Source organism: Myxococcus sp. SDU36 (assembly GCF_030168875.1).
In the GTDB taxonomy this organism is placed as follows: Bacteria; Myxococcota; Myxococcia; order Myxococcales; family Myxococcaceae; genus Myxococcus; species Myxococcus vastator.
Map to the genome: position 1 here is coordinate 1,265,725 of NZ_CP077414.1, position 25,538 is coordinate 1,291,262.

Below are 25,538 nucleotides of genomic sequence, written 5' to 3' on the forward strand. Positions count from 1 at the left end.
GGTTGTACCAGGGCCGGGGCCCGGTTGCTCGCCTTGCGTTGCTCGCGGCTTGCCCCCTACCCGAGCGGCGTGATGAAGTCGGTGTCCCACCCCTTTGGGGATTGTTTCCTTGCACTGCCCCTCCTGCGGCGCTGACGCCCAAGAATCTTCCCGTTTCTGTCCCGCCTGTGGCGCGACCCTCGTGCGTACGCCCGATTCGGACGAGTACGTCGGCAAGACGATTGCCTCCAAATACCGGGTCGAAGCCCTCATTGGCGAGGGCGGCATGGGCAAGGTGTTCCGCGCCCGCCAGATCTCCCTGGACAAGGTGGTGGTGCTGAAGGTGCTGCGGCACACGCTCCTGTCGGACGAGCGCACCGTGGCGCGCTTCCAGCGCGAGGCCAAGGCCGCCAGCCGCCTCAACCATCCCAACTCCATCAGCGTGCTCGACTTCGGCCAGGCCGAGGACGGGGCCCTGTTCATCGCCATGGAGTACGTGGCGGGGCAGGACCTGCACCAGATCCTCAGCCGCGAGTGGCCCCTGAACGAAGGGCGCGTGGTGCGCATCGTCAGCCAGGTGCTGAGCGCGCTGTCGGACGCGCACGGCGCCGGCGTCATCCACCGCGACCTCAAGCCCGAGAACATCATGGTGGAGCCGCGGCGCAACGAGCCCGACTTCGTCAAGGTGCTGGACTTCGGCATCGCGAAGATCACCGACTCCACGGACGACGGTCCGGCGCTCACCCGCGCGGGCTTCGTGTGCGGCACCCCCGAATACATGTCGCCCGAGCAGGCGCGGGGCTCGCAGCTCGACCACCGCTCAGACCTGTACGCGGTGGGCGTCATCCTCTACCAGTTGATGACGGGGCTGCTGCCCTTCGAGTCGGACTCGGCGGTGGGCTTCGCCACCAAGCACCTCACCGAGGAGCCGCCGCCGCCCACGCGCCGTCGGCCGGATGCGCGAATCTCTCCGGCCATGGAGCGGCTCATCCTCCGGGCGCTGTCCAAGAACCCGGCGGACCGGCCCGCCACCGCCGAGGCCTTCAAGGCCGAGCTGCAGGCCGTGGACAAGGAGCGCCGCCGGATGGACTCGGCGCCGCGGCGCTCGGCCAACTCGTCCGCGGTGCTGGCGCCGTTGCCGCGCAAGTCCGCCGCCAGTCCGCAGAGTGACGTCCGGGATGCCACGCTGCCCGGGTGGGGCAACGAGGTGACCATGGAGGCCACGGTGCGCGCCCTGCCGGGGGTGCTCGAGCCGCTGCCCGCGAACGCCGACGCGATGTCCGCCACGCGTGAGCAAACGGACTCGCTGGTCCACACGCAGCCGGGGACCGGCGGCGGCAGCGGGGTGGCGTTCTTCTTCAAGTCGCTGACCATCCTGCTGGTGGTCGCCGCGCTGGGCTTCTTCGCCTACTACTTCTTCATGGGCGCGGGCAGCGGGGGCGCGCAGGACCTGCCCTACGCGCTGCCCACGAATGCGCCGGTGCCGGCGGGGGCCAACAACTCCGCCGTGGGCGCGAGCCCCGATGTGCCGCTCTATGACCGGGCCATTGTCTCGGGCGCGCGCAACGTCGAGCGCGCGCAGGAGCTGGCACGCGAAGGCGACAAGGCCCTGCAGCGCGCGGACGTGGGGCTGGCGGCGACGAAGTATCGCGAGGCCTTCGGCCGCAGCGGTGACCCGGAGCTGGCCCTGAAGCTGGGCGAGGTCTACTGGCACCGGCAGAACCAGGACGAGGCTCGGGGCTGGTGGAACCGTCACCTACGTGAGCAGCCGGCTTCCAAGGCGCGGGCCCTCATCGAGCAGCGCCTGGGCGGCACCGTGGCTCAGCCCACGTCGCCCTGACGGGCGGCCGCGGTGTGGTCTGCCCCGCGTCAGCCCAGTGTCTCCACCTGGAGCACATGCTGTCCCAGGCGGACGCGGTCTCCCGGACGCAGGGGACGTTCGACGCCGCTCGCGAGGCGCACGTAGGTGCCCAGGCCTCCGGACAGGTCCCTCAGCAGGGCGCCCGTGGGCGTGGGGGACAGCTCGCAGTGGCGCCCCGCGAGGCCCTCGTCGCCGGGGAAGCTCAAGTCACAGTGGGCCAGGCCGATGGTGAGCAGCGGCGCCGCCGTCATCACCGCCCGTCCCGCCCGGCCACCGACGAGCATTTCCTCCACCCCGTAGACGGCCTGCCCCAGTGGCACCGGGGCACCGTAGATGGCGGGCCGTCCCGTCACGGGGGGCTGGGGCTCCAGGCGGCCCGTGAAGCGGAACAGCCGCTGGCCCGCGCTGAAGAGGGTGCGTGGGGTGAGGGCTTCCGTGCCCCCCACCGTGACGAAGACGCCGGAGGCGCTGGATTCGTCCCGCACGTACAGCGAGCCCTCCTTCACCAGGAAGGTGGCGTGCAGGGGCGACACGAAGGCGTCGTCCGCGAACAGGATGGCACCGCGCTGGCGGCCCACGACGCAACCGGTGACAGGCAGCTTGTAGCGCTGCCCCCGCGCGGAGCCCGCGATGACCGCGAGCCCGAAGCGGGAGGCGGCCGGCGGGGCAGCGCGCGGCGCCGCGGTGGCCACACCGGCCCGTCCGGGCATCGCGCTGTCCGGAACTGGCGGGGGCGGGCGGGTGGTGGCGTGGCCAGACGCGCCGCCCGTGCGGGCCATGATGCCCGGGGGCGTCGTGGGGGTACGCTGTGGAGGTGGCCGTTCCACCGACAGGCCCGCGGCGGTGGGTGGCGGCGTCCGGGCGGAGGGGCGCATGCCCGGCGGGATGGCGCTGTGGGCAGGGGGAACCACCGGGTCCGCCACCTTGCCGCCGGGAAAGTTGGACACCGCGACCGGCCGGCTGCCGGGCGGCGTACCAGGCCGGGTGACGGCCGGGGGCGGCTTCGTGGCGGCGGGGCGGGGCGCGGCTGCGGGCTCGCCCAGGGCCTGGCCGCAGAGCGCACATGCGGCCGAGCGAAGCGAGTTGTACCCGTCACAGTTCGGGCAGACCACGGCGAGGGAGGACAGCAGGAGCTGTGACATGAGCGGAGGCGAATCTACGGGGCCGTAAAACACCGGGTCAACGAAAGCGAACGCACCAACCGGGGTGTCCTGGAGGGAGGTGACGTCCAGGTGTGGGGCAACGTTGCCCCTCCGTTGGTGCAAAGTTACGATTGCTCCTCATTCGATGATTCGCCTGAACGACATCCTCCAACGGGTTTCCCAGTACCACCCCGACCCCGACCTGGACATCATCAAGAAGGCCTACGTCTATTCGGCCAAGGTCCACCAGGGTCAACTCCGAAAGTCAGGCGAGCCCTACCTCGTCCACCCGCTCGAGGTCGCCGGCATCCTGGGCGAGCTCAAGCTGGACGAGGCGTCCATCGTCACCGGACTCCTTCACGACACCATCGAGGACACGCTGGCCACCGCGGAGGAGCTGACGGAGCTCTTCGGTTCGGAAGTGGCCCAACTGGTGGACGGCGTCACCAAGCTGTCCAAGTTCTCCGCATCCGCCAGCCTGTCGCAGGAGGAGAAGCAGGCGGAGAACTTCCGGAAGATGATCATCGCGATGGCGCAGGACATCCGCGTCATCCTGGTGAAGCTGGCGGACCGCACGCACAACATGCGGACGTTGGATCACATGTCGGAGGAGAAGCAGGCCCGCATCGCGCAGGAGACGCTGGACATCTACGCGCCGCTGGCCAACCGGCTCGGTATCTCCTGGATCAAGACGGAGCTGGAGGACCTGAGCTTCCGCTACGTCAAACCGCAGGAGTTCTTCGCGCTCCAGGAGAAGCTGAACAAGCGAAAGAAGGAGCGGGAGAAGTACATCGAGGACACGTGCGACCTCATCCGCTCCAAGCTGGCCGAGCGTGGGCTGAAGGGCGAGGTGAGCGGCCGCTTCAAGCACGTCTACAGCATCTACAAGAAGATCAAGTCACAGGGCATCGACTTCGATCAGATCCACGACATCATCGCCTTTCGCATCATCGCGCCCGCCGCGCCCTCCTGCTACGAGGCGCTCGGGCTGGTGCATGAGATGTGGAAGCCGGTGCCGGGGCGCTTCAAGGACTTCATCGCGATTCCGAAGCCCAACATGTACCAGTCGCTGCACACGACCATCATCGGTCCGCTCAGCGAGCGCGTGGAGGTGCAGATCCGCACCGCGGAGATGCACAAGATCGCCGAGGAAGGCATCGCTGCGCACTGGAAGTACAAGGAGGGCAAGGCCGTCATCTCCAAGGATGACGAGAAGTTCGCCTGGCTGCGGCAGCTGATGGAGTGGCAGCAGGACCTGAAGGACCCGAAGGAGTTCCTGGAGACGGTGAAGGTGGACCTCTTCACCGACGAGGTCTTCGTCTTCACGCCCAAGGGCGACGTGCGCTCGCTGCCTCGTGGCGCCACGCCGGTGGACTTCGCCTACGCCATCCATTCGGACGTGGGCAACCGGTGCGTGGGCGCCAAGGTGAACGGGAAGATCGTCCCGCTCCGCTACAAGATGAAGAACGGGGACACGGTGGAGGTGCTCACCAGCCCCCAGCAGCACCCGTCCAAGGACTGGCTCACCTTCGTCAAGACGAGCCGGGCGCAGCAGCGCATCCGCGGCTTCATCAAGCAGCAGCAGCGCGAGAAGAGCCTGCAACTGGGGCGCGAGCTGGTGGACCGCGAGCTCAAGCGCTTCCAGCTCAACTTCAACCGGTTGCTCAAGTCCGGTGAGATGAAGAAGGTCGCCGTGGACCTGGGCTTCCGCGTGGAAGACGACATGCTGGTGGCCATTGGCTACGGCAAGGTGACGCCGCAGCAGCTGTCGCACCGGCTCGTCCCCCAGGAGAAGCTCAACGCCGCGGAGGCGGGGGCTCGCTCGGACGCCAACACCGCCGCCTCGGCGTCCTCCGGTGGCGCGGGCAACTCGGTGCTGCCGGGCCTGTCCCGCGTCACCGACCTGGCGAAGCGGCTGGTGGGCCGCAGCAGCCGCAGCGGCGTGCAGATTGGCGGGGTGGACGATGTCCTCGTGCGCTTCGGGCGGTGTTGCAACCCCGTCCCTGGAGACCCCATCGCCGGCTTCATCACCCGGGGGCGGGGCGTCACGGTTCACACGGTCGGCTGTGAAAAGGCCCTGGCCACGGACCCCGAGCGGCGCGTGGACGTGTCGTGGGACGTCCGGGGCGACTTCAAGCGCCCCGTCACCCTGCGCGTCCTCACCGCGGATCGGCCGGGCCTGCTGGCGGACATCACCAACACCTTCTCCAAGAAGGGCGTCAACATCTCCCAGGCCAACTGCCGGGCCACCGGGGATGACCGGGCGGTGAACACCTTCGAGGTCACCATCTCCGACCTCAAACAGCTCACGGACCTGATGCGGACCATCGAGCGGCTCCAGGGCGTCTACTCGGTCGAGCGCATCTAACCGCCCTCGGCTTTCGTGTTAGAGCGCCCGGAAACCCCGGCGGCCCGGTTCGGGCCGCTCTCACCCCCGAGGTGCGCCGCATGGCTCGCAAGACAATCCACTCCGACCAGGCCCCCAAGGCCATTGGCCCGTACTCCCAGGCGGTGCAGGTGGACGCCGGGAAGATGACCTTCCTCTCCGGCCAGATTCCCCTGGACCCGGCGACCATGGAGATGGTGCAGGGCGACGTCGCCGTGCAGGCGGAGCGGGTGATGGAGAACCTGAAGGCCGTGCTCGCCGCCAGCGGGCTGGACTTCTCCCACGTCGTGCGCTGCACCATCTTCCTCATGGATTTGGGCGACTTCGCCCGGGTGAACGAAGTCTACGGCCGCTACTTCACCGGCGCGCCGCCGGCCCGCGCCACCGTGCAGGTGTCCGCGCTGCCGCGTGGCTCCCAGGTGGAGATTGACGCCATCGCCGTGTCCTGAGGCAACGGCCGGAAAGACGAAGGCCGCCGGACTCAGAGGAGTCCGACGGCCTTTGTCGCGTCAGGGCCTCGAGGCCCCGGCGGGGACTACTTCGAGTCGGCCACCGTGGGGCCGCTCTTCTTCAGCTCCTCGTCGATGAGGCGCTTGAACGCGTCCACGGGCTGGGCGCCCACGAGCGTGCGGCCATTGATGAAGAACGTCGGGGTGCCGCTGGCGCCCACGCTGGACGCCTGCGCCATGTCGGCTTCAATCTGCGCGTTGAACTTGCCCTGGTCCAGCGCGGCCTTGAACTTGTCCATGTTCAGGCCCAGCTCCTGCGCGTACTTCTCCAGCGAGGCGCGGTCCAGCGCGCGCTGATTGGCGAAGAGCTTGTCGTGGTACTCCCAGAACTTGCCCTGCTCGTGCGCGGCCAGCGCGGCGGCGGCGGCCGGCTTGGCGTTGGCGTGGAAGGGCAGCGGCTGGTTCTTGAAGGCGACCTTGATCTTCCCGCCGTACTGGTCCTCCAGCTGCTTCAGCGTGGGCACCACGCGGCTGCAGAACGGGCACTCGAAGTCGGAGAAGGCGACGATGGTGATGGGCGCGTTCTTGTTGCCCTTTACCGGGGCGTTGCCCACGTCCACCTTCTGGACCGGGGGCTCGGCGGGGGCGCCAGGGGCCTCGGCGGCCGCCTTCGGGGCGTTGGCGACGTTCTCCGCGTTCAGCTTCGCGTAGAGCTCCTCGGGCCGGGTGCCGGCGGCGAGCAGCTTGTCCGCCTTGCCAATCTCCTCGTCGATGACGCGCTTGAAGGCCTCGAAGGGCTGCGCGCCGACGAACTCACGGCCGTTGATGAAGAACGTCGGGGTGCCGTTGGCGCCCACGGCGTTGCCGGCGGCCATGTCGGCCTCCACCTTCGCCTTGAACTTGCCCGAATCCAGGGCGGCCTTGAACTTGTCCAGGTTCAGGCCCAGCTCCTGCGCGTACTTCTCCAGGGAGCCGCGGTCCAGGGCCTTCTGATTGGCGAAGAGCTTGTCGTGGTACTCCCAGAACTTGCCCTGCTCGTGCGCGGCGTGCGAGGCCTCGGCGGCCAGCTTCGCGTTGGCGTGGAAGGCCAGCGGCTGGTGACGGAACACCACGCGCACGTCCTTGGCGTAGCCGTCCTTGATCTTCGACAGGGTGGGGCCCACGCGGCTGCAGAAGGGGCACTCGAAGTCAGACCACTCGACGATGGTCACCTTGGCGGTGGCCGGCCCGAAGGAGGGCGAGTCCGAGGGGACCTCCACCTTGTGGACCTTGGCGGCGGGCTGCTGCTGCTGCGCCTTGGGCGCGGCGCGCTCGGCGCCCTTCTCGATGATCTTCGCGTACACCTGCGAGGCGGGCACGCCGCCCTTCACCAGGTTCTCCGCCTTGACCAGCTCCTCGTCGATGAGGGCCTGGAAGTTGGCGATGGGCTGCGCGCCCGACAGGAAGCGGCCGTTGATGAAGAAGGCCGGGGTGCCGCTGGCGCCCAGCTGGCTGGCCAGGGCCTGGTCGCGGGTGATGATGTCCTGGAACTTGGGGTTGCCCAGCTCGGCCTTCCACTTGTCCAGGTTCAGGCCCAGGTCCTTGGCGTACTGCTCCAGGGACGCGTCATCCAGCTTCTTCTGATTGGCGAAGAGCTTGGCGTGGTACTCCCAGTACTTGCCCTGCTCGCCGGCCGCCATCGCGGCGATGGCCGCGGGCTTGGCGCGCGGGTGGAAGGAGAGGGGGTTCTGCTTCATCACTACGCGGAGCTTCTTGCCGTACTGCTCCTGCAGCTTCTCGATGGTGACGTTCGCCCGGCTGCAGAAGGGGCACTCGTAGTCGGAGAACTCGACCACGGTGATGAGCGCGTCAGCGCTGCCGTGGGTGGGCGAGTTCTCCACGGGCACCTTGAACACGGTGGGATCCACCGGTCGGCGTCCACCCGGCGCCGGGGCGGCGGCAGGAGAGTTCGGTGCGGCCTTGGCGACTTCGGACTTCGTGGACGGGCCGGTGGTGACGCGGCCGCCAACGAACCCGAGCACCAGGCCGACCAGCAGGGCCACGATGACATTGGGCTTCATGAGTGGGTCTTGCTCCTTCGCCATGGGGCCGGCAATGTGGGCCCGAGCGGGTTTTCAACGAGGGCAGAGGGCGGCGGTCTTAACAGAGGGAATTCCAGACGCGCAAGCAAGCCGCTCTGGCCCTCCAGGGAGGCGCACCCCCTCAGGGGGCCCCAAACTTGGGAGACTTCGTAAAAATTCCGTCAGAGTCCCGATCATGGACGTCGCCGTGTGCATCGATACCCGAGGGGCCTTGTGCCCCATGCCCATCCTGGCGCTCGCCAAGGCCATGAGGGCCCTGGCGCCAGGGACGCTCGTGGAGCTCGTCTCCACGGATCGCGGGCTGGAGGCGGACCTCCCCGCCTGGTGTGAGGCTACGGGGAATCCACTGGTTCGCCTGGAGCGCCGGGAGGCGCTCTACGTGGGCTGGGTGCGCAAGGCGGGTTGAGCCGCCTGCCGCCAGCCCACACCTTGCTTCAGAGCATCTGCAGGACGCGGTCTTCCAGGCGCTGGCCGCGGCTGACGCCCAGGATGAGCACGTCGTGCTGCAGCAGGTGCCGCACCACCTGACTGATGACCTCCTCGGGCGCCACGCCGCCGCTGAAGCGCACGCGCAGCACGGTGTCGCTCTCCATGCGCGCGTCCGTGACGTGGGGCATCCCGGTGAGCTCCGGGATGATGACGCTGCCGCGGGCGATCTGGACCCGGAACTCGGCGCCCTGGCCCGTGAGCTCACTCATGCTCCCCGCCTGGGCGAGCGTGCCCTTGTCGAGGATGGCGGCCGCGTCACACAGCTCCTCCAGCTCCTGGAGGTTGTGGCTGGAGACCACCACCGTCTGCCGGCCCTTCATGTCGCGGATGACCTGGCGCACCTGGGCGGCGATGCGCGGATCCAACCCGGCGGTGGGCTCGTCCAGCAGCACCAGCGGCGGGTTGCCCATGAGGGCCTGCGCCATGGCCGCGCGCTTGGCCATGCCGTGGCTGAGCGCCTGCGTCTGGACGTTCCAGGCCTCCATGAGGCCCACCTTGTCCAGGGCCTCGCGCGCCTCGCGTTCGGGGTCGGCCAGGGCGGACAGCCGCGCCCAGTACGTCAAGAGCGCGCCCACTTCCCAGCCGGGCGGCAGCACCGCGTCCTGGGGCAGCGCGCCCAGGCGGCCCTTGAGGGCGCCCGGGGTGGTGGGATCCACGTCCATGACCTTGAGCGTGCCCTCGGAGGGGTAGAGGAAGCCGCACATCATGGAGAAGGTGGTCGTCTTGCCGGCGCCGTTGGGGCCGATGAGCCCGTACACCGCGCCCTTGGGCACCGAGAAGCTGACGCCGTCGACGGCGACCTTGGGGCCGAAGCGCTTGGAGACGCCGAACAGTTCAATGGCCACGTCGCTCACAGGTCCCTCGCGCGCAGGATGCCGTAGGCCGCCATCAGGAAGACGAGCGCGAAGACCGCGTAGGCGGCTCCGCTCGCGCCGAACTGCGCCAGGCCCGGGTGCAGCAGGTCACTGGCGTAGTACGACGGCGACAGGTAGCGCAGGAAGCGCAGGTTGCCCGTGTCACCCGACGCCCGGCCGATGGTGTCCATCAGCCAGAAGACGAACAGCAGGATGAAGTTGAAGACCAGGCTCACCGCTGGCGACCGGAACAGGCTGGAGCACAGCGTCGTGAGGGCCACGTAGGCCAGCGAGAAGACGATGGCCGCCAGCCAGAACTTCAGCAGGTTGAGCGCCACGGCGGCGAAGCCGAAGTCCGGGTTGGCCACGCGGGCGTAGACGAAGATGGCCAGGTCGATGATGAGCACCAGGCCGAGCAGCAGCGTCGCCTGCGTCAGGAACTTGCCCAGCAGCACCGACGAGCGCCGCGCGCGCACCGTGAGGTAGCGCATGGAGCGCGGGCCCACTTCACCGCTGATCTGGTCGAAGCCCATCAGCGCGATGTACGCGGGCAGGAAGAAGAGGGTGATCTTGAAGACGATCAACACCTCCAGCGGCACCTGCGCCAGGGCCTCGATCATCGCGGAGTCGTTGCTGGTGAGGAAGCCCAGCACGCCCTTGCGCATCTCCTCGTTGATCTGCACGGAGGCGCTCGCATCCGCCCCAGCGCCCTCCAACTGCTTGGCGACGGCGCCGCGGACTTCTCCCGCGAGCCAGCCGACCACCAGCAGCACCAACGCGGAGAACATGCTGTAGAGGCCGAGCAGCACCACCGTCCGGCCACTGCGCACGGCCCGGCGGAGCTCGGCGCTCCAGATGACCACCGTTTCTTTCAATCCGTCCAAAGTGTGGGCGAACCTAGCGGAGTTGCACACCCGTCCGCCAAGTTTCTGATTTCAGCGGGGCGCGGAAGCGGCCGGGGAGGCATCCGTGGACAGCGCGCCCCCAGCCGGTAGGATCCAGGCGCCGCTCACCCCCGGAGCCCCCCGTAGCAATGCGCCTCCACCGCCGTCTCCTGTCCGCCGCCGCGCTGCTCCCCCTGGTCCTCGTCCTTGGAGCGACCGAGCCGGAGCAGCCCGCGTCCGCAGGCGTTTCCGAAGACGATGGGGTGGGGGCGAGCGCCCCTGGCACGGCGCCGCAGGGCGCGCAGACGGACGCGGGGACAACGGGCTCCGGCACGGCGTCCCAGGATACCGCCCAGACGGACGCGGGGCATTCAGGCTCCGCCGCCGTGTCCGCCGCGGCCGTGCTCGGGGGGGAGTCTCCAGACGGGGGCCTCGCGGCGCTGGCCGCGGAGCCGGGGATGGTTCCGCCCGTTCCCGTGCCCTCGCGCGCGAAGGCGCCGCCCATCGCCATGGTGAAGCCGCTGCCCAGGTCCGCGGACCTCATGGCCCGCGCGACGCTGGAGGGCGGGAGGCTGGTGGTGAAGGAGAAGGGCGGCAAGAAGACGCGGCTCACCATCGACCCGGTGCTGCAAGCGTCGCTGACGCAGATCCTCCGCAATTATGAGACGCCCTACGGCGCGGCCGTGGTGCTGGAGCCGTCCACCGGACGGGTGCTGGCGCTGGCGGAGCACTCGGCGGCGCGGCCGGAGCTGCGAGGCCTCCCGGTCCGCGCGGTGTTCCCCGCGGCCAGCGTCTTCAAAATCGTCACCGGCAGCGCGCTGCTGGAGGCCGGCGTCACCCCGGAGACAGAAGAGTGCTTCCACGGCGGCAAGCGGCGCATCTCCGAGAAGCACCTGCAGGACAGTGAGCGGGACGGCTCCTGCTATTCGCTGGCGCTGGCCATGGGCAAGAGCGCCAACGTCATCTTCGCCAAGCTGACGAACAAGCACCTCACCGTGGACGCGCTGCGGCGCATGGCGGCCCGCTTCCGCTTCAACCGTGAGATTGAGTTCCCCGTGCCGACGGACGTGTCGCTCGCCGCCATTCCGGAGGAGCCGTTCAGCCTGGCCAACACGGGCGCGGGCTTCGGGGACGTGTACCTGTCCCCGCTGCACGGCGCGCTCGTCGCCGCGGTGGCCGCCAACGAGGGCCGCTGGGTGGACCCCATCCTCTTCGAGCCCGAGGGCCCGGCGCCGCTGCTCCCGGTGGAAGGCGAGCCCGTCCTCTCGCCGGAGGCCGCGAAGGACCTCACGGTGATGCTGGAGGAGACCGTCACGCACGGCACCGCGCGCGCCGTGTTCCGCGAGCGCGGCTTCCGCGTGGACGACGCCGTGGGCAAGACAGGCTCCCTGGCCGACCGCGAGCCCTTCCGCGACTACTCCTGGTTCGTGGGCTTCGCGCCCAAGGACAACCCGCGCGTCGCCGTGGCCGCCATCATCGTCAATGACCCCAAGTGGCGCATCCGGGGCACCTGGCTGGGACGCGAGGCGCTCCGCCTGGGCCTGGAGCGGCTGCCCGCGCCCGTGGAGATGACGGCCCCGGCCTCCGCCGCCGGCGAGCACTGACGCGTCCGTCAGCGCGGCGTCAGCTTCACCAGCCCCGCGTCCACGAAGCCGGCGAAGAACTTCAGCGCATCCAGCTCCTGCAGCGGCGACACGTGGACGATGGCGGCCACGTCGCGCCGTCCGTCGATGCGCGACAGCAGGTAGCGCTCCGGCGCGGAGAGCTGGAGCGTCTTCAGGTGCCCGGGCGCGACCTGGAGCGTGGGCACCCTGGGCGGGTCCGCCAGCTCCCGCCGCAGGTGCACCAGGAGCTTCTCCTGGGCCGCCTTGACGAACTCCGCCGTGCGAGCGGAGGGGGACATCTCATGCGCCCGCCGCGCCAGCGCCTCGCCGTCCCGCGCGTTGCCCGCGTCGAGGAACAGCTGCGCGGCCTGGAGCACCTCGTCCGACGACGTCTCCGAGCCGATGATGCCCGGCTCTCCGTCCTCCTCCTCCACCACGGACATCTCGGACCCGGGCGGCTCGTCGGACACCTTCACCGCGTCCAGGCGGTAGAGCGCGTACAGCCGCTGGTAGAGGAAGAAGTCCGTGGCGTGCAGCGCCAGCGCGATGCCGTCGATGGTGAGGCCTTCCTTGATGAGCTGGACGATGCGCTCGTCCATGCTCCCGGGCTTGCGCTCGGGCAGCTTGCGCTCGTCCACCGCGAGCCGGACCGCGCCAGAGGGGAAGACGGCGCGGATGGCCTGCCAGGCCGTCTCCCGGAACTCGCCCTCGCGGTGGACGTCCAGCAGCTCCACGCTGACGTCCAGGCCCGCGACCTCCGGCGCCGTGTCCGCCGCCTCGAAGACGAAGTCGCCGTCCTCCCAATGGAAGGCGTCGAGGATCATCTCCCGGAACTTGTGGCTGAGCGTGCCGCGCACCGTGGCTTCCGGTACCAGCCCCGTCATCACCAATATCTTCCCCAGGAAGATGCGCGTCTCCGCCTGGGTGGAGAACGCCTTCTCCAACTGGTCCTCCGTCAGGTGCCCCATATTGATGAGGAACTGACCGAAGAACTCGCGCGGCTGGTTGGAACTGGCGCTGACCACATGGCCTTCGCGCAGCTCCAGTTGCTTGCGCACGTCCCCACGCTCCACCTTCAGGGACCCCGTCGCTCGCCGGTTCCCGAGATAGACGACGAGGTCCTTGAGAGGCATCGTCGAGAAGTCGCCAGACAAGCCACGCATTAACCGTCCATCCTGCCCCGCATGCGCGTCGATATCTACTCGAAACCCAATTGCCCTCTTTGTGACAAGGCGGCCGCCGTCGTGGAGTCCGTGCGTGCTCGCATCCCCTTCGACCTGCGGATCATCTCCATCCTGGAGGACGCGGAGGCCTTCACCGCCTGGCGTTACGACATCCCCGTGGTCGTCATCGAGGGGGTGCCTGCCTTCAAGCACCGCGTGGACGCCGCCGAGTTCGAGGCGCGGCTGCATGAGGTCAAAGGTGGCACAGCCGTTGCTAAATCCGCTGCCCAGAATGGGTAGCCAGCTTCCCTTCGCTAGTAAATCCGAGGGGATGAAGAAGGCGGGATGGGGTTCGAGGCTGTAAATCCGGGGTGGGCCTCGAAAAGCGGCGGAGAAAAATTACGCGGGAAGGTGGAACGGTGGGTGTGCGAAGGAAGCGAGTGGGCAAGGCCGGACAGCCGCCCACCGTGCTCGTCGTCGAGCCACGAGCAGCAGACCTGGAGCGGACCCGGTTGCTCCTGGGGGAGGCCGGCTTCCGGGTGGTGCCGGTGACGCGCTTCGACGCGGCGGTGCCGCTCTTCGAGGTCATCCGCCCGGCCGCGGTGTTGCTGGCCGCGCAGGCGCCTGACTTCGCGGCCGTCCAGGTCGCGCGCCGGTTGAGGCAGCTCAGCCATGGCGCGGTGCCGCTGCTCTACCTGGTGGATGAGCGGGACGCCGAGGCCCGGCGGTACTGCCTGGAGCGGGGGCAATGCGTGGACCTGGTACCTCGTTCGGGCACTGGCGTGGAGCTGGCGACCAAGCTTCACGCCCAGCTGAAGCTGAAGGAAGCGGTGCTGCGGGCCGCGGCGGGGGAGGAGGCCGGCACGGCCCAGGCGCTCCATGACCCGGTGACGGGGCTCTACAACCGGCCCTTCCTGCTGGAGCTCATCAACCTGGAGGCGCGGCGGGCGGAGCGCTACGGCGGCGGCTTCTCCGTGATGGCGGCGGAGGTCGGGGGCTGGTCGGCCTTCCGCAAGGAGTTCGGGCGCGGCATGGCGGAGCGTCTGCTGGTGTACAGCGCGGTGGTGCTGGGGCAGACGGTGCGCGACGCGGACGCGGTGGCACGCGTGGGTGAATGTCAGTTCGCGCTGATGCTGCCGGGGACGCCCGCGGAGTCGGTTCAGGAGGTGGTAGGCCGCGTGGCGGCGCGCTTCGACACGGCGCGCTTCCAGGTGGAGGGGAAGGTGGTGCGTGCGTCCCTGGAGCTGGGAACGGTGAGCTTCCCGGATTCGGTGGGCACGCCCACGCAGTTGTTGAGCGCGGCGCAGCAGGACATGCGACGCGCGCGTGAGTTTCGCCGGATGGTCGGGAGCACCTCCCGGCTGTCGGTGTGAGGGTGGTCGGACTTCGATGCAGCGGGCGAGTGGAGGCGAGGGGATGGACCGGATCGCGGTGCTGGTGGTGGATGACGAAGAGTCGGTGCGCACGTTTCTGTCTGAGCTGCTCGGCAGTGCGGGGTACCAGGTGCGCTGTGCCGCGAATGGCAGCCAGGCGCTGGAGATGCTGTCAGGCGGCTCCTTCGACGCGGTGTTGCTGGACGTGGTGATGCCGGAGATGAGCGGTCTGGAGGTGCTGCGCCGCTACCAGTCCATGGGCGGCGGGGCGCCCGTCATCGTGCTCAGCGCGCTGTCGGGGGCGGACGATGCCGTGCGCGCGATGAAGATGGGCGCCAGCGACTACCTGGCCAAGCCGTTCGGCAACGACGAGCTCCAGGACGCGCTGGCCCGGGCCCTGGGAACGCGGGCGCCGGAGCGCCAGGTCGTGGCGCCCGTCCTGCCCGCGCGCGGGGTGATGCCGGCGGCGGAGCCGGCGCAGGAGCAGCGCGTCCTCATCTCCACCTCGCCCGCCATGCGCCGCGCGCGCGCGCTGGTGGAGCGCATCGCCGACACCGACGTCCCGGTGCTGCTGCTGGGTGAGTCCGGCACGGGCAAGGAGGTCATCGCGCGGGAGATTCACGCGCGCAGCCAGCGGCGCAACCGTCCGTTCATCAAGGTGAACTGCGCGGCGCTGCCCGGCGAGCTGTTGGAGAGCGAGCTGTTCGGCCACGAGCGCGGCGCCTTCACCGGCGCCACCGCGGAGAAGCCCGGCAAGTTCGAGCTGGCCGACCAGGGCACCATCTTCCTGGACGAGATTGGCGAAATGGCCATCCGGCTCCAGGCCAAGCTGCTCCAGGTGCTCCAGGACGAGGAGTTCTTCCGCGTCGGTGGCAAGAAGAGCGTGCGCGTGGACAGCCGCGTCGTCGTGGCCACCAACCGCGATTTGGAGAAGGAAATCGCGCTGGGCAACTTCCGCGAGGACCTCTTCTACCGCCTCAACGTGGTGGCCATCCGCCTGCCGGCCCTGCGCGAGCGCCGTGAGGACGTGGTGCCCCTGACGGACCACTTCCTCAAGAAGTACGGCCGGGGCTACATCAGCGGCGTGTCCGAGCTGCCCACGGAGGTGCTGCACGCCTTCGCGGACTATGACTGGCCGGGCAACGTGCGTGAGCTGGAGAACATGGTCCGCCGGCTGTGCGTGCTGAAGGACCCGACGCTGGTGCTCGACGAGCTTCGGGCCGGGGTCCGCGCTCCCGCGAGCGCGCCGTCCCTGCCCACGTCCTACGCGGGTGACGACGGTGGGCCCTTCGGCCGCGCGCACGACGAGGGCTTCCGCACGCCGCCGCCCGCCGTGCAGGTGCTGGAGATGCCGTCGCGCGGGGCCGCCTTCGGGCTTGCGTCCGTCGCGCCGCTGGCGCCGCCCTCGCACGCGCCCATGTTGATGGAGTCCGCGAACGCGGTGGTGGCCGCGCCGCGCTACGTCAATCCCTTCGACGTGCCACAGCCGCCGCCTCCGCCCGCGCCTGCTGGGGAGCCGTCCCTGAAGGACATCGGCAAGCGGGCCGCGATGCTGGCCGAGCGCGAGGCGATTCTCGCCATGCTCCAACGCACCGCGTGGAACAAGCGGCGCGCGGCCACCAAGCTGCGCATCAGCTACAAGGCGCTCCTCTACAAAATCAAGGAGTGCGGCATCATCGACCCGCGCTCGAGCGCGGAGCTGTAGGCGCGCCGCAACCGTCGCTTGCACTGTCCCCGCGGTCTCGCTATCGCGGGGACATGACGCCTCCTCTCGTCCTCCTGGGGTCCGGTTACACGCTCACGCGGCTCGCGGTGGCGGAGGCCCGCGCCGGGCGCGACGTGCTGGCGGCCACGCGTGACGCCGCGCGCCGGGCCGACCTGGAGCGCTCCGGAGCCCGCGTCACCGACCTGGATGACGCGCTCACGCGCACCGCGGGGGCGCACGTCGTCGTCTCGGTGCCGCCCGACGCGGGGTTGGACCCGCGCATCGCCTCGGCGCTGGCCGGTCAGGCTCCCGCGCGGCTCGTCTACCTGTCCTCCACCGGCGTCTATGGCCGCGCGCGGGGCCACGTGGACGAGGACACCCCGGTGGAGCTGTCCACGCCGTCATCGCGCGAGCGCATCGAGGCGGAGTCGCGCTACCTGCCGCTGGGCGCCATGGTGATGCGCATCGCCGGTATCTACGGGCCCGGGCGCGGCATGCACACGCGCCTGCTGTCGGGGGCGCTCCGGCTGCCCGAAGGCGGCGGCGGACGCATCTCCCGCATCTATGTCGATGACCTGGTGGAGTCCATCCGCGTGGTGTTGACGCGCGGCGAGCCCGGCGCCCTGTACTGCGTCGCGGATGACCGCGCCGCGCCCACCGAGGAGCCGGTGGCCTGGCTCAGCCAGCGCCTGGGCGTCCCGATGCCGCCCCGCATTCCCGTGGAGCAGCTCAACGAGACGGTGCGAGGCGACCGCGCCATCTCCAACGCGCGCCTGAAGTCGCTGGGCTGGGCGCCGCGCTACCCGGACTTCATCGCGGGGTACACGGCGCTCCTGGAGGCGGAGGGTCGCGGCGCCGGACCGACCCAGGTCGTCATCCGCGGGCTGGTGGCGGAGGACGCGGAGGCGTTCAAGGCGCTGCGGCTGCGGGGGCTGCGGGACAACCCGGAGTCCTTCGCGGCCTCGGTGGAGGAGGACTCGGCGCTGTCCCTGGAGGCCGTGCGCGGCTGGCTGGTGGGCGAGTCCCAGTGCGTCCTGGGGGCCTTCCACGGTGGGCAGCTCGTGGGCGCGCTGGGGTTGAAGCGCGAGTCCCGGGCCCGGCTGGCGCACAAGGCGGTGGTGTGGGGCATGTACGTGGCGCCGGAGGTCCGCTCGCGGGGCGTGGGCCGGCGGCTGCTGACCGCGCTCATCGACGAGGCGCGGAAGCTGGGCGGCCTCAAGTGCCTGCTGCTCGCCGTCGCGGTGGGGAACGCGCCCGCGCACGCGCTGTACCGCTCGCTGGGGTTCCGGACCTACGGCGTGGAGCCCAACGCGCTGAAGGTGGGGGAGCGCTTCCTCGACGAGGAGTTGATGGTCCTCACCCTGTGAGCCGGGGCGGGTGACAGATTTTCGAGGGCCCGGTGTTCCAGGAGACGCGCGAGGCCGGAGGCGGCGGTACACGGGCACCGAGGGCTCTTCGCCGCGCTGGAGACGCACTGCGCATGGCCCCTGGCACCCCTGACTGGCTTCTGGAGCGAATCATCCTGGGCGAGCTGCCGGCGGCGGCGCTGTCCGCCGCGCGAGCCCGGCTCGAGCGTGAGCCCGGCGGCGCCGCGAGGCTGGCCCGGCTGGACGCCGACTCCCGCCAGACGCTAGAGCGCCATCCTCCCGCCGCGGTCGCCGCCGAGGTGTCCCGGCGCGAGCACCAGGCCCTGGCCCGCGCGGCGGCGGCGCGGCGCGGCGACTCGCAGGGGTGGCATGGGCTGTCACTCAGCATCCCCGTGGCCGCCTCGCTGGCGCTGCTCTTCATGTCCGCGCCAGAGGCGCAGCCGGAGCCGCCCGAGTCACCGGTGCCGCTCATCGTGATGCTGGACACCGTGCGCATCAAGGGCGGGCCGCGCCTGCGGGTCCACCGGCAGGGCGCGGGCGAGCCGGAGCTGCTCGGTGAACAGGCCCGGGCGCGCCGCGGTGACGTCCTGCAACTGAGCTACGTGCCGGGTGGAAGCCGCCATGGGGTCGTGGTGTCGGTGGATGGGCGCGGCGCCGTGACGCTGCACCATCCCTCCACGCTGACGGGGAGCACGGAGCTGGGCCCCGGCGAGGCGGTGCCGCTGGCCCACTCCTACGAGCTCGATGACGCGCCGGACTTCGAGCGCTTCCTCTTCGTCACGTCCGAGGCCCCCCTGGAGGTGGCGTCGGTCCTGGAGGCGGCGCGCGCGCTCGCCCGCCAGCCCAGCGACGCGCGCACCCTGCCGCTGCCACTTCCGGATACCCTGGGCCAGACGTCCTTCACGTTGGAAAAGGTGCGGTGATGACGCGGTCCCTCCTGTTTTCGCTCCTGCTCGTGCCCGCCCTGGCCGCCGCGGCTCCCACGCCCTCGGCGCAGCGGGCGTCGGTGCGCCGCTTCGCGCTGCTGGTGGGCGTCAACGACGGGGGCGAGGGACGTGCCCGGCTCCGGTACGCCGTCACGGATGCGCGCTCGTTCGGCAACGTGCTGGAGGAGCTCGGCGGCGTGCAGCCGCGGGACACGCTGCTGCTGCTGGAAGGCGACCGTGCGGCGCTGGAGTCCGCCCTGGCCCGCTTCAAGGCGATGGTGGCGGCGGCGACCACGCCGGGCACGCGCATCGAGGCGCTCATCTACTATTCGGGCCACTCCGACGAGCAGGGGCTGCTCCTGCAGAAGGACCGCTTCGGCTACCGCGAACTGCGCCAGGCGCTGGAGTCGCTTCCCGCCGACGTGCGCATCGCCATCCTGGACTCATGCGCGTCCGGCACGCTGGCCCGCCAGAAGGGCGGGGTGCGGCGTCCCGCATTCATGGTGGATGCGTCCTCCGCGGTGCGCGGCCACGCCATCCTCACGTCGTCTTCCGAGGACGAGGTGTCCCAGGAGTCCGACCGCATCGGCGGCTCGTTCTTCACCCACAACCTGGTGTCTGGCCTGCGAGGCGCGGCGGACGTCTCCGGGGATGGCCGGGTGACGCTGCACGAGGCCTACCAGTTCGCCTTCCACGAGACGCTGGCTCGCACGGAGGAGACGCGGGCCGGGGCGCAGCACCCCGCGTATGACATCGAGCTGGCGGGCACCGGCGACCTGGTGATGACGGACCTGCGCTCCACCGCCGCGGTGCTCGTCCTGGAGGACCTGGTGGACGGGCGGCTCTACGTCCGCGATTCCCAGGGACGTCTGGTGGTGGAGCTGAAGAAGTACGCGGGCCGCACCACCGAGCTGGGGCTGCAGAAGGGCCGCTATTCGGTGACGCGCAAGGTGCTGGACCAGACCTCGCGGGCGGAGTTCGAGCTGGGGGAGGGCGGCCGGACGGTGCTGGCGGCCTCCGCCTTCCGCGCGGTGCAGGGGGAGTTGACGGCCATGCGCGGCGGCGGGTCCCTGCCCGCGACGGTCTCCGCGGGCGCGTCGGAGGTCGCCGCGGCGGGCAGCGGGCGCCGGTCGCGCTTCGTCAACGTGGGCCTGTTCCCCGGCCTCCAGACGAATGACCTCATGACCTCCGGCGAGCCCGTGGACAACCACCTCTCCGTGTCCATCGGCATGGCGCGCATGGCGCGGCTGGACGGCGTGGCGATGGCCCTGGGCGCGAACGTGGCCACGGACCAGGTGGACGGGCTGCAACTGGCCCTGGGCGCGAACGTGGTGCGGGGCGACATGTCGGGCACGCAGTGGGCCGTTGGCGGCAACTGGACGCACGGGAAGGCGGAGGGCGTCCAGGCCGCGATAGGCCTCAACCTGGCGCGGGCCAGCGGCACGCTGGGGCAGCTCGCGGTGGGGGCCAACGTGTCCGGCACGTCGCTGGCGGGCGCGCAGCTGGCCGTGGGCGGCAACTGGACGGCGGGGGACGTTGACGGCGTGCAGGGCGCGGTGGGGTTCAACCGTGCGCGGGACCGGGTGACGGGCCTCCAGGTGGCCGTGGGTCTGAACTGGGCGGCGGAGGCCCGGGGCGCGCAGCTGTCCCTCCTCAACGTGGGCGGCGACGTGAAGGGCGCGCAGGTGGGCCTCGTCAACGTGGCGGGGCGGATGAACGGCCTCCAGCTCGGACTGGTGAACGTGTCACGGGAGCTGGAGTCCGGTGTGCCGGTGGGCCTGGTGAGCATCGCGCGCAACGGCCAGTTCCACGTCGAGGCCTTCGGCAGTGACTTCAACTACGCCAACACCGCCATCAAGGTGGGCAGCCGCTACCTCTACACGACGCTCGTGCTGGGCATGGGCTCCATGGAGGGGGCGCGCGGTCCCAGTCACTGGTCGCTGGGCCTGGGGCTCGGCGCGCACATCCCGGTGTCCGAGCGCTTCTTCCTGGACGTGGACGCGGTGACGAACACCCTCTACGACTGGGACGTGTCCTTCGAAGGCAACAGCCTCCTGCATCAGCTCCGGCTGGTGGCGGGGTTCCAGGTGGCGCCGAACCTGGCCATCATCGGCGGGCCCACGCTCAACGTGCTGCACGACGTCAGCGGGGAGCCCGCGTCGAACCTGAGCCGCCTGCCGAGCCTGGACGCGGGGGGCGTGCGCCTGTGGCCGGGTGTGCAGCTGGGCCTGCGCATCTGACTGACGCAGGGGCCAATGGCTCCCATCAGCGGGACGAAAGCGCGCCCGGGAATGACGTCTTTCCATGGGGACTTCCCCGGTGACAGGCTGCCCCTCCGGCCCAGGAGCGCGGCCGGTGTCACCCTTGCGCTGGGGGAGAGATGTCCAAGTTGCTGTTCGCGGCCTTCAATGAGGGCGTGAGCCTGTCCATGGCGGGCAACCACGAGGCGGCCATCCTCGCGTTCAACAAGGTGCTCGCCGTGGACCCCAAGCACGTCCCGGCGCTCACCGGGAAGGGGGCGTCGCTGGCCACGCTGGAGCGCTTCGAGGAGGCGCTGCGCTGCTTCGAGCGCGCCATCGAAGTGGACCCCACGGAGGCCGAGGCCCACCGCGACGCCGCCCTCTGCCAGTTGGAGCTGGGGGAGCCGGAGGCCGCCGCGTTGCTGCTCCAGCGCGCCATGCAGCTCAACCCCACGCCGGGCTACCGCGAGTCCGCCGCCGTCCAAATCTACACCCTGGGCAACGCGCTGCTGACGCGGGGCTCCCGCCGCCCGGACAAGGCGCGCTACCGGCAGGCCCGCCACGTCTTCGAACTGGCGCTCACGCTGTCCCCCGGCTCCTCCGAGTGCGCCCGGGCCCTGGCCGACGTGTGGGAACACCTGGGGGATTCCGCTCAGAGGGACCACTACGCCCAGCTCGCCACCCGGCTCCGCCCCGTGCCGGCCTAGCAGGCGGCCCGCCGGGGCCTGGACGACTTGAAGCCCCATTCCGGTTTCAAGTCCGGACGCGGCAAAGCGGCTCGAAGTGTTACACCTGACGCGGCCTTTTTCCGCTATACTTCACGCAATTCGCGTAAAGTCCGACAACGCCGCCCGGGAGAATCCAAGATGATCGTCATGCTCGAGCCGGACTCGCCTGAGTCCGTGGTGTCCGCCGTCCTCCAGGTCGCTGCTCAGTACAAGGGAGTGACGCCTCGGACGCACGTCATCGGGGGCTCCGAGTACACGATTACGGAGATCTACCTCCTGGGTTCCACGGCGCAGGTGCCGGTGGAGCCCTTCGAGCAGATTCCGGGCGTGCGGCAGGTGGTGCGTGTGTCGCAGAAGTACCGCGTCATCGGCCGGCACAAGGGCCAGCGGACGTCCGCGGGCTTCGAGTACAACGGCGTCAGCTTCGACGAGCGCTCCGTGAATGTGTTCGCCGGCCTGTGTGCCGTGGACAACCCGGAGAACGTGGACACGATGATGGCGGCGCTCGCTCGCTGCGGCATCCGCACCACGCGCATGGGCGCCTACAAGCCCCGCACCAACCCCTACGAGTTCCAGGGCCTGGGCGCCGCCTGCCTGCCCTGGGTGTTCGAGTCGGCGGGCAAGCACGGCATCAAGGTCATCGCGATGGAGGTGACGCACCCGCGTCACATCGACGAGATTCGCGACGCGCTGGAGCGCTCCGGCAACGCCACCGGCGTCATGCTCCAGGTGGGCACGCGCAACGCGCAGAACTTCGAGCTGCTCAAGAGCATTGGTCAGCAGCGCGTCTTCCCGGTGCTCTTCAAGCGCGGCATGGGCATCACCCTGGAGGAGTCGCTCAACGCGTGTGAGTACGTGGCGAGCGAGGGCAACCCGAAAATCATCTTCTGCCTCCGCGGCGTGAAGACACACCTGGGTGACCCGCACCGCAACATGGTGGACTTCGCCCATGTGCCCGTGGTGCGGCGGCTGACGCGCCTGCCGGTGTGCGTGGACCCGTCGCACGCCATTGGCCAGGCCGCGCCGCCGCCGGACGGGCTGCCGGACGTCTTCCACGCCATTGGCCAGGGCATCATCGCCGGTGCGTCCATGGTGCTGGTGGACTTCCACCCGCAGCCGGAGGCCGCCCTGTGTGACGGGCCCCAGGCGCTGCGCATGGAGCAGCTCCCCGCGCTGCAGCGCTACGTCCAGTTGGTGCGCTCCGCGTACGAGACGGCCGTGCAGCACGGTGACGGGCTCCAGGCCACCAGCGCCTGAGCGCGCCTCACACCACGCCGTAGCTTCCGAGCACCCGCAGGGTGACGCAGGCGGCCTGGGCCGCGGCCACCGCCTCGCGCACCCGCGGGTCCTCCAGCGCGCCGTCCACGTCCAGGCACCACACGTACTCCCAGGCGCGGCGCTGGGGCCGGGACTCCAGCCGCGCCACGTTGAGGCCGCGCGAGGAGAAGGCGCTCATCACGCGGTACAGCGCGCCCGGCCCGTTCTCCACGGTGAAGGCCAGCGCCGTCTTCCTCCGCGTCCATGTCCGCTCGGGCGCGGGCCCCAGGGAGACGAAGCGCGTGTAGTTGTCCGGCGAGTCCTCCACGCCTTCCTCCAGCACGGCCAGTCCGTACAGACCCGCGGACATGCGGCTGGCGATGGCGGCCGTGTGCGGAGGCTTCTCCTCCGCCACCTTTCGCGCGGCGATGGCGGTGTTCGTCTCCGGCAGCGGGGTGATGCCCCGCCGGCGCAGGTAGCCCGCGCACTGCGCCAGGGCCTGCGGGTGGGAGAGCGCCTGCTGGACGTCGTCCAGGGACAGGCCCGGCGGGGCCAGCAGGCAGTGGCGGATGCGCAGCGACAGCTCGCCCGTCACCGGCACGTCATGCTCCAGCAGCAGGTCCACCGTCTCCGCCACGGGCCCGCCCAGCGAGCTCTCCACCGGCACCACGCCGCCGTGCACGCGCCCTTCGGCCACGGCTTCGAAGACGGCGCGGAAGGTGAGGCAGGGGACGGCCTCCACGCCTGCGCCATGCAGCGCGCGCAGGGCCTCTTCTCCGTAGGCGCCAGGCTCGCCCTGGAAGGCGATGCGCCGCGGCGACTCAGGCATGGGGCGGCTCCGCGCGCGCATACGTCCCCAGCACGCGCAGCGACGAGGTGAGCGGCCGGATGTCGTCCAGCGCCGCCGTCACCGCCGCGGAGGCGGCGTGGCCCTCCACGTCCAGGTAGAAGCGGTACTGCCACGGCTGCCCCGGAATGGGGCGCGACTCCAGCTTGCTCAGGTTCACCCCGCGCAGGGTGAGCCGCTGGAGCATCTCTCCCAGCGTGCCGGGCTTGTGCTCCAGCACCACCAGCAGGGACGTCTTGCACGGCACACCGGGCGCCAGGGGCGTGGCCTCGCGGCCCACCTCCACGAAGCGCGTGTAGTCGAAGGCCGGCTGCAGCTCGCCCGCGAGCACCTCCAGGCCGAAGCGCTGCGCCGCCGTCTCGCTGGCGATGGCCGCCACCGACGCGTCGTTGCGCTCGCGGACCTTCTGCGCCGCGCCGCCGGTGTCCACGTCCGGCACCGCGCGGGCCCAGGGCACCTTCTCCCGGAGGAACGCCTCGCACTGCGCCAGCGCCTGCGGATGGGACAGCACCTCCCGCAGCCCCTCCAGCTTCGCGCCCGGCAGGCCCAGCAGGCGGTGGTCCACCTGGCTGACCAGCTCCGCGGTGATGACCACGCCGCCCTCGGCGAGCAAGTCGTACGTCTCGTTCATGCTGCCCGCGGTGGTGTTTTCAATGGGCAGCAGCACCAGGTCCTGCTCGCCTCGGCGGAGCGCGTCCACGGCCTCCCGCGCGTGGTCGAAGCCGGACAGCAGCACGCCCCCCGCGCGGTGGCCGTAGCGGCGGCGCGCGGCCAGGTGGCTGTAGGAGCCCTCCACGCCGGGGTAGGCCACGCGCAGGGGCGTGGTGTCCAGGCGGGTGACGAGCTCGTGCTGCCGGGCCACGGACATGTCGATGAAGAGCCGCCAGATGCGCTCCACCTCGTGCGGGTCCAGGCCGTGCTCCGCGGCGCGGGTGCGGATGCGGCGCAGCAGCAAGTCTTCGCGGCGCTGGTCCCGGAAGGGCGCGGCGGCGGCCAGCTTCGCCCGGGCCACGTCGTCCGCCAGCGCCATGCGGCGGCGGAGGGCATCGAGGATTTCCTCATCGATGCCCTCGATGGAGGTCCGGATGAGGTCGAGGTCGGGGAGGGTGGTCATCACGAGGCTCCGAGGTTGCGCCACATGGGGCGGAGGCCGCGCGTCTCCCGCGCCGGAAGCTCGCGGATGTCAGGGGCGCTCACGGCGCCGGAGTATGCCCTCGGGGGGCGGCGCCCCACCAGTGCCACCGGACTCCTTCGGTAGGACGGTCTTCCCCATCTTCAACACCTGCTTGAAGTGCGCGGCGGAGACAGCCGCCACGCTCAGCCGGCCGCGGGTGACGAGCGGAAAATCCTTCAGTGCGGCGGTGGCCTTGATGGTGCCCAGGTCCACCGGCAGGGTGAAGGCGGTGACGGGCCCCATGAAGGTGGCGGCCCAGTCCTCATCGGGCACGGTGGAGTCCGGTCCCGGCGGCGTGAGCACCTGGGCCACGCCCACCACGGCCTTGTCCTCGTTGGAGTGGTAGTAGAGGCAGAGGTCCCCGGGCTTCATCGCCCGGATGTTGTTGCGCGCCTCGAAGTTGCGCACGCCGGTCCACTCCGTCTTCCCGTCCTTCTCCAACTGGGCGTAGGCGTAGACGGAGGGCTCGCTCTTGATGAGCCAGTACTGTGGCTTGGCCATGGCGGCGCACCATAATGAAAGAGGCCCGGCGCCGCCACGCGGGGGCACCCGGCCTCTTTTGTCGCCCCTGGACGACTACGCCTGCTTCGCGACGCTGGTGGCCGCCGCCGCCGGCGCCTTGTTCGTGAGCAGCGCGCTGCTCGCGTACAACGCCAGGCCCACCACCGCGACCACCGCGGCCTCCATCTGTGTCGCGAAGGCCACACCCATCATGGTCATGGCCCCCGTGCCCATCGCGAACGACGCCGCCACCGCCCCAGCCGCCTTCCTCATCTGACCCTCCCCCGTTCTCGCGCACGCATCATGCGCTGTGGACTTCACTACCCTGCGCGCACCTCAATCCAAGACGCGTGCCAGCCTCCGGCCCCGGGGAAGTGGGAAGCGGGAGGGGTCGCGGAGGGAAAAGTCGTTCCCCGATCAGCGCAATGCCTGAAGAAAGCACCGGGTGCGACGCGGGTACGATGCCGGAAAAATTTCCTGAACCCCATGGGGTCTCCCGGGAGGGCACTTCGTAACCCACTGCTATCC

The 25,538-nt window shown here is 70.4% G+C and carries 22 protein-coding genes; 13 read left to right on the plus strand and 9 right to left on the minus strand.

The features are described 5' to 3' along the window. Window positions 1-109 precede the first annotated feature (109 nt). Window positions 110-1,819 carry a serine/threonine-protein kinase gene (locus KGD87_RS05185; RefSeq protein WP_284666414.1) on the plus strand — a complete coding sequence of 570 codons (1,710 nt, stop codon included), beginning with the start codon at window positions 110-112 and terminating at the stop codon, window positions 1,817-1,819. Window positions 1,820-1,848: 29 nt separating this feature from the next. Here KGD87_RS05185 and KGD87_RS05190 read toward each other — a convergent pair whose 3' ends face one another. Beyond that, window positions 1,849-2,982 (minus strand): FHA domain-containing protein, encoded by a 1,134-nt coding sequence (locus KGD87_RS05190; RefSeq protein WP_284666415.1) that lies wholly within the window; start codon window positions 2,980-2,982, stop codon window positions 1,849-1,851. Window positions 2,983-3,127: 145 nt separating this feature from the next. Here KGD87_RS05190 and KGD87_RS05195 point away from each other — a divergent pair, with 145 nt between their 5' ends. Together KGD87_RS05195 and KGD87_RS05200 are read left to right on the plus strand one after the other, a co-directional pair. Further along, window positions 3,128-5,350, plus strand: coding sequence for a RelA/SpoT family protein (locus KGD87_RS05195; protein ID WP_163786151.1), 2,223 nt, complete (start codon window positions 3,128-3,130; stop codon window positions 5,348-5,350). Window positions 5,351-5,421: 71 nt separating this feature from the next. After that, complete coding sequence (locus KGD87_RS05200; protein WP_284666416.1) at window positions 5,422-5,817, plus strand: RidA family protein; 396 nt, start codon at window positions 5,422-5,424, stop codon at window positions 5,815-5,817. A gap of 86 nt (window positions 5,818-5,903) precedes the next feature. Here KGD87_RS05200 and KGD87_RS05205 read toward each other — a convergent pair whose 3' ends face one another. Further along, entirely contained in the window at window positions 5,904-7,877 is a 1,974-nt protein-coding gene (locus KGD87_RS05205) for a DsbA family protein (RefSeq protein WP_284666417.1), read from the minus strand. Window positions 7,878-8,073: 196 nt separating this feature from the next. Between KGD87_RS05205 and KGD87_RS05210 the strand changes: the two genes are divergently transcribed. Further along, entirely contained in the window at window positions 8,074-8,304 is a 231-nt protein-coding gene (locus KGD87_RS05210; protein ID WP_284666418.1) for a sulfurtransferase TusA family protein, read from the plus strand. 28 nt (window positions 8,305-8,332) lie between these two features. Here the strand turns inward: KGD87_RS05210 and KGD87_RS05215 are convergent, their stop codons facing one another. Further along, complete coding sequence (locus KGD87_RS05215; RefSeq protein ID WP_284666419.1) at window positions 8,333-9,241, minus strand: ABC transporter ATP-binding protein; 909 nt, start codon at window positions 9,239-9,241, stop codon at window positions 8,333-8,335. Continuing rightward, window positions 9,238-10,155, minus strand: coding sequence for an ABC transporter permease (locus tag KGD87_RS05220; RefSeq protein WP_284666420.1), 918 nt, complete (start codon window positions 10,153-10,155; stop codon window positions 9,238-9,240). The genes KGD87_RS05215 and KGD87_RS05220 overlap by 4 nt, the downstream gene beginning before the upstream one ends. Before the next feature lie 119 nt (window positions 10,156-10,274). On the opposite strand from KGD87_RS05220, the gene KGD87_RS05225 reads away from it, so the two are divergent. After that, window positions 10,275-11,729, plus strand: a complete 1,455-nt coding sequence (locus KGD87_RS05225; RefSeq protein WP_284666421.1) for a penicillin-binding transpeptidase domain-containing protein — start codon at window positions 10,275-10,277, stop codon at window positions 11,727-11,729. A gap of 8 nt (window positions 11,730-11,737) precedes the next feature. Here KGD87_RS05225 and KGD87_RS05230 read toward each other — a convergent pair whose 3' ends face one another. Then, on the minus strand, window positions 11,738-12,892 hold the full coding sequence (locus KGD87_RS05230) for a DUF4388 domain-containing protein (RefSeq protein ID WP_284666422.1): 1,155 nt from the start codon (window positions 12,890-12,892) through the stop codon (window positions 11,738-11,740). A gap of 21 nt (window positions 12,893-12,913) precedes the next feature. On the opposite strand from KGD87_RS05230, the gene KGD87_RS05235 reads away from it, so the two are divergent. From KGD87_RS05235 to KGD87_RS05270, 8 genes are all read left to right on the plus strand, one after another. Beyond that, the gene (locus tag KGD87_RS05235) at window positions 12,914-13,192 is read left to right on the plus strand and encodes a glutaredoxin family protein (protein WP_284666423.1); all 279 of its coding nucleotides are present in this window, start codon (window positions 12,914-12,916) and stop codon (window positions 13,190-13,192) included. 140 nt (window positions 13,193-13,332) lie between these two features. After that, window positions 13,333-14,265, plus strand: a complete 933-nt coding sequence (locus KGD87_RS05240) for a GGDEF domain-containing protein (protein ID WP_284668582.1) — start codon at window positions 13,333-13,335, stop codon at window positions 14,263-14,265. A gap of 43 nt (window positions 14,266-14,308) precedes the next feature. Then, window positions 14,309-15,970: a sigma-54-dependent transcriptional regulator gene (locus KGD87_RS05245; RefSeq protein ID WP_284666424.1), complete on the plus strand. Its 1,662-nt coding sequence runs from the start codon at window positions 14,309-14,311 to the stop codon at window positions 15,968-15,970. Between the two features lie 53 nt (window positions 15,971-16,023). Next, window positions 16,024-17,337: a GNAT family N-acetyltransferase gene (locus tag KGD87_RS05250; RefSeq protein ID WP_284666425.1), complete on the plus strand. Its 1,314-nt coding sequence runs from the start codon at window positions 16,024-16,026 to the stop codon at window positions 17,335-17,337. A gap of 113 nt (window positions 17,338-17,450) precedes the next feature. Then, window positions 17,451-18,260, plus strand: coding sequence for an ActD protein (locus KGD87_RS05255; protein WP_284666426.1), 810 nt, complete (start codon window positions 17,451-17,453; stop codon window positions 18,258-18,260). After that, entirely contained in the window at window positions 18,260-20,503 is a 2,244-nt protein-coding gene (locus KGD87_RS05260; RefSeq protein ID WP_284666427.1) for a caspase family protein, read from the plus strand. Before KGD87_RS05255 ends, KGD87_RS05260 begins: the two co-directional genes overlap by 1 nt. Window positions 20,504-20,643: 140 nt before the next feature. Continuing rightward, window positions 20,644-21,210, plus strand: a complete 567-nt coding sequence (locus KGD87_RS05265; protein ID WP_284666428.1) for a tetratricopeptide repeat protein — start codon at window positions 20,644-20,646, stop codon at window positions 21,208-21,210. 159 nt (window positions 21,211-21,369) lie between these two features. Then, the gene (locus tag KGD87_RS05270) at window positions 21,370-22,488 is read left to right on the plus strand and encodes a 3-deoxy-7-phosphoheptulonate synthase (protein WP_176418101.1); all 1,119 of its coding nucleotides are present in this window, start codon (window positions 21,370-21,372) and stop codon (window positions 22,486-22,488) included. A 7-nt stretch (window positions 22,489-22,495) separates the two neighbouring features. Here KGD87_RS05270 and pheA read toward each other — a convergent pair whose 3' ends face one another. The 4 genes from pheA to KGD87_RS05290 all read right to left on the minus strand — a co-directional run bounded on the left by pheA (window position 22,496) and on the right by KGD87_RS05290 (window position 25,283). After that, complete coding sequence (gene pheA, locus KGD87_RS05275) at window positions 22,496-23,317, minus strand: prephenate dehydratase (RefSeq protein WP_284666429.1); 822 nt, start codon at window positions 23,315-23,317, stop codon at window positions 22,496-22,498. Then, the gene (locus tag KGD87_RS05280; protein WP_284666430.1) at window positions 23,310-24,449 is read right to left on the minus strand and encodes a bifunctional chorismate mutase/prephenate dehydratase; all 1,140 of its coding nucleotides are present in this window, start codon (window positions 24,447-24,449) and stop codon (window positions 23,310-23,312) included. The genes pheA and KGD87_RS05280 overlap by 8 nt, the downstream gene beginning before the upstream one ends. Window positions 24,450-24,518: 69 nt before the next feature. Then, complete coding sequence (locus KGD87_RS05285) at window positions 24,519-25,010, minus strand: EVE domain-containing protein (RefSeq protein WP_284666431.1); 492 nt, start codon at window positions 25,008-25,010, stop codon at window positions 24,519-24,521. Between the two features lie 75 nt (window positions 25,011-25,085). Continuing rightward, window positions 25,086-25,283: a hypothetical protein gene (locus KGD87_RS05290; RefSeq protein ID WP_176412177.1), complete on the minus strand. Its 198-nt coding sequence runs from the start codon at window positions 25,281-25,283 to the stop codon at window positions 25,086-25,088. Window positions 25,284-25,538 lie beyond the last annotated feature (255 nt).